The 3549-nt window shown below is 74.5% G+C and carries 3 protein-coding genes; all 3 read left to right on the forward strand.

The window, feature by feature from the left end:
- The coding region (locus ACFV2J_RS42420; RefSeq protein WP_385443827.1) for an acyl-CoA carboxylase subunit beta at positions 1-684 on the forward strand (684 nt) is incomplete at its 5' end.
- A 472-nt stretch (positions 685-1156) separates the two neighbouring features.
- Entirely contained in the window at positions 1157-1981 is an 825-nt protein-coding gene (locus ACFV2J_RS42425) for a BTAD domain-containing putative transcriptional regulator (RefSeq protein WP_385097154.1), read from the forward strand.
- Between the two features lie 561 nt (positions 1982-2542).
- Complete coding sequence (locus ACFV2J_RS42430; protein ID WP_385443831.1) at positions 2543-3412, forward strand: phosphopantetheine-binding protein; 870 nt, start codon at positions 2543-2545, stop codon at positions 3410-3412.
- Positions 3413-3549: the final 137 nt, after the last annotated feature.

The raw sequence follows: 3549 nt of genomic DNA on the forward strand, positions 1-3549 counted from the left end.
GAGGAGCTCGTCGACGACGGCGACTACCTGGAGGTCCACGAACGCTGGGCCCGCAACATCATCTGCGCGCTGGCCCGCCTCGACGGCCAGGTGGTCGGCATCGTCGCCAACCAGCCGCAGACCCTCGCCGGCGTCCTGGACATCGAGGCCTCCGAAAAAGCCGCCCGGTTCGTGCAGATGTGCGACGCCTTCAACATCCCCATCCTCACCCTCCTGGACGTACCCGGCTTCCTGCCCGGCGTCGACCAGGAACACGGCGGGATCATCCGGCACGGCGCGAAACTCCTGTACGCGTACTGCAACGCGACGGTGCCGAGGATCTCGCTGATCCTGCGCAAGGCGTACGGCGGTGCCTACATCGTCATGGACTCCCAGTCCATCGGCGCGGACCTCACGTACGCGTGGCCCACCAACGAGATCGCCGTGATGGGCGCCGAGGGCGCCGCCAACGTCATCTTCCGCCGCCAGATCGCCGACGCTGCCGACCCCGAGGCCATGCGCGCCCGCATGGTCAAGGAGTACAAGGCCGAACTCATGCACCCCTACTACGCGGCCGAACGCGGTCTGGTCGACGACGTCATCGACCCCGCCGAGACCCGCGAGGTCCTCATCCGCTCACTGGCGATGCTGCACGCCAAACACGCGGACCTGCCCTCCCGCAAACACGGCAACCCCCCGCAGTGACCCCGCAGCCCATAACCCCGCAACCCATAACCTTGTCACCCGTAACCCTGTAACCCGGTCACCCCGTAACTCCGTAACTCCGCAGGTCCGCCACGGCACCCGCCCGCACCGCACCGCACCGCCACGGCCCCCGCACCCCTCTACGTCCTGCCCCTCGTACCGTCCGCCGCTCCGCTCCGTCTTTCCGCCCGGCTTTCCGCACCAGGAGCAGACCTCATGGTCTGCTTTGCGGGACGCCGGCCGGTCCCGCCCCGCCGCTCCCCGCCGCACCGGAAGAGGTTGGAACAGGACCAGGACGGACCGGAGTTGCCCAGGAAGCCTGGCAGCCGCCCCTGTTCGGCGGCGCGCGGGCCGCCGGCGGGCAGCCTCCCCCGCCCCCGAAGAAACAGCATGACCGGTCGGGTATTGACAGACCGGATGCGCTGTTTTGTAATCGGGGGTGCGGCACGGGACACCGAGCAGGGGAGACGGCGTGGACATCGACGTACTGGGCGCACTGGCAGTGCGGGAGAACGGGGTGTCCATCACCCCGACGGCGCCGAAACCGCGGCAGGTCCTGGCGCTGCTCGCGCTCCGTGCCGACCAGGTGGTGCCCGTCGCGGCCCTCACCGAGGAACTGTGGGGCAACTCCCCGCCGCGCAGCGCCCGTACCACCCTGCAGACGTACGTGCTGCAGCTGCGCGAGCTCATCGCGCAGGCGCTCGAACACGGCCGCAGCGGCGCCAAGGACGTCCTGATGACCCTGCCGGGCGGCTATCTGCTGGCCTCCGGCGGCGGCAGCAGTGACGTGCGCGAGTTCGAGCGGCTCGCGGGGGAGGGCTACCGGGCCATGGACCAGGGTGCCTTCGCCGAGGCGGCCCGCACCCTGGCCGGGGCGCTCGGGCTGTGGACGGGGCCCGCGTTCGCCGACGTGCAGGCCGGGGCGCAGCTGGCGATGGAGACCCGGCGGCTGGAGGAGAGCCGGCTGTGCGCGCTGGACCAGCGCATCGAGGCCGACCTGCGGCTGGGCCGCCACCGTGAACTGCTGCCCGAACTGACCGTGCTGACCAGCCGTTACCGCACCCACGAGAACCTGCACGCACAGTTCATGCTGGCCCTGCACCGGTCCGGCCGGCGCAGCGAGTCGCTCAGCGTCTACCACCAGCTGCGCGCCACTCTCGTCAACGACCTGGGCCTGGAGCCCTCGCCGCGGCTGCGGCGGCTTCAGCACTCCATCCAGACGGCGGCGCCGGAGACGGCGGCGGTGCCCGCACCGTTCGACGCCGCGGGACCCCCCGCGCCCGCCCGGGCCCGGTGAACCCGCGCCGGCCGCCCGCGGGGCGCCCCGGGGCCCCCCCGCCGCGCCGGCCCCCCCCCTAACCGCCCCCCCGCCGGCCGCCCCGGCCCGACCCCGCGCCCCGACGGGCCCGGGTACCCCCCGCCCCCCCCCCCCGCGGGGGGCGCGCCCCCCCGCGGGCCCCCCGCCCCCGCCGGATACCGACCAGCGCCCGGACGGCACGAACCGCACGAGCGGCACGAACTACCCGGACAGCATGGGCAGTTCGGGTGGCTCGGGTAGTTCAGGCGGCGGGTCGTCCGGGCGGCCCGGGTGGTGCGCGGGATGGCGGCCCGGCCGCCGGGCTGCCCGCACCGGGTTGCCTGCACCGGCCGGTCCGCGCCGGACACACGGACCTGCCGCCTCCGCGTGCCGCGTCCGGGTGCCGGCTCATTCTTTGGGCGGAGGGTTTGGGCGTGGGCTGGTTCCCGGGAGCCAGCCGCCTTGGGCGGGGATCACCACGGCCGGGGATGTGGCGCGGTGGCGTCGGCGCCCACAATGCCAGGACGGCCACCCGGGACTCGACCCTTGGAGACGCCCACCATGACCTCCGCCCCTCACCCGCACACGGCCTCGCCGACCCCGGCGGCCGACGTGCTCGCCGAGCTCACCGCGGTACTGGCGGGCATGATGCGTGTCGAGCCGCAGAGCCTCGACACGCAGGAGTCCTTCCGGCTGCTGGGCCTGGACTCGATGCTGTCCGTCGAGTTCGTCGCGGCGCTCAACGCCCGCTACGGCACCCAGATCGCGGCCACCGCCCTGTACGACCACCCCACCCCGTCGGCACTGGCCCGGCACGTCGCGGCCGAACTCGCCGCGCCCGCGCCCCTGCCGCGGCCGGCCCCTGTCCCGCGGCACGGCGACGGGCAGCCGGTCCCGGCCACCGCCTGGGCCCCGGCCCCGAGCCCGGCCCCGGTGGCGGTGCGCGGTACGGGTCCGTGGCCCGTCGCGGGCCCGGAGTCGGTCACCGACACCCTGCGCACGCAGCTCGCCGGGATCCTGCACTGCGCCGCGCAGGACATCGACGTGAGCGCGCCGTTCGCCGCGCTGGGCCTGGACTCCATCCTGGCCGCGGAGTTCCTGGCCGGCATCAACCGCACCTACGGCCTCAGCGAGCAGACCGACCTGCTCTACGACCACCCCGACCTCGCGGCCATGGCCGCGCACGTCACCGCGCAGGTGACCGACACCCGCACCACAGGCCCCGCCCCCGCACCCGCCCCCACATCCGGCCCCGGCCCCGGTCCCGTGCCCGTGGTGGTGCCGGCGGCCGGGCGGGCGGATACGGCGCCGCGCCCCGGGCACCCTCCGCGGTCCGTGGAGATCGACCTGAACGCCCTGCTGGACGCGGTGCGCGACGAGGTGCTCAGCATCGACGAGGCGGCTGCCCTGCTGGCGGCCCGTTCCGCCTGACACGAAGGGCACACGGTGATGGACACCCGCGAGATCCTGACGCGGTTCAAAGGCGGCACCCTGCAGCGCGAGCACGCCGTGGCCCTGCTGGGCGGCGCCCCCGCGCCGACGGCCGCCGCGCCGGCGCGGCCCGGCCC

The organism is Streptomyces sp. NPDC059668, assembly GCF_042734135.1.
In the GTDB taxonomy this organism is placed as follows: Bacteria; Actinomycetota; Actinomycetes; order Streptomycetales; family Streptomycetaceae; genus Streptomyces.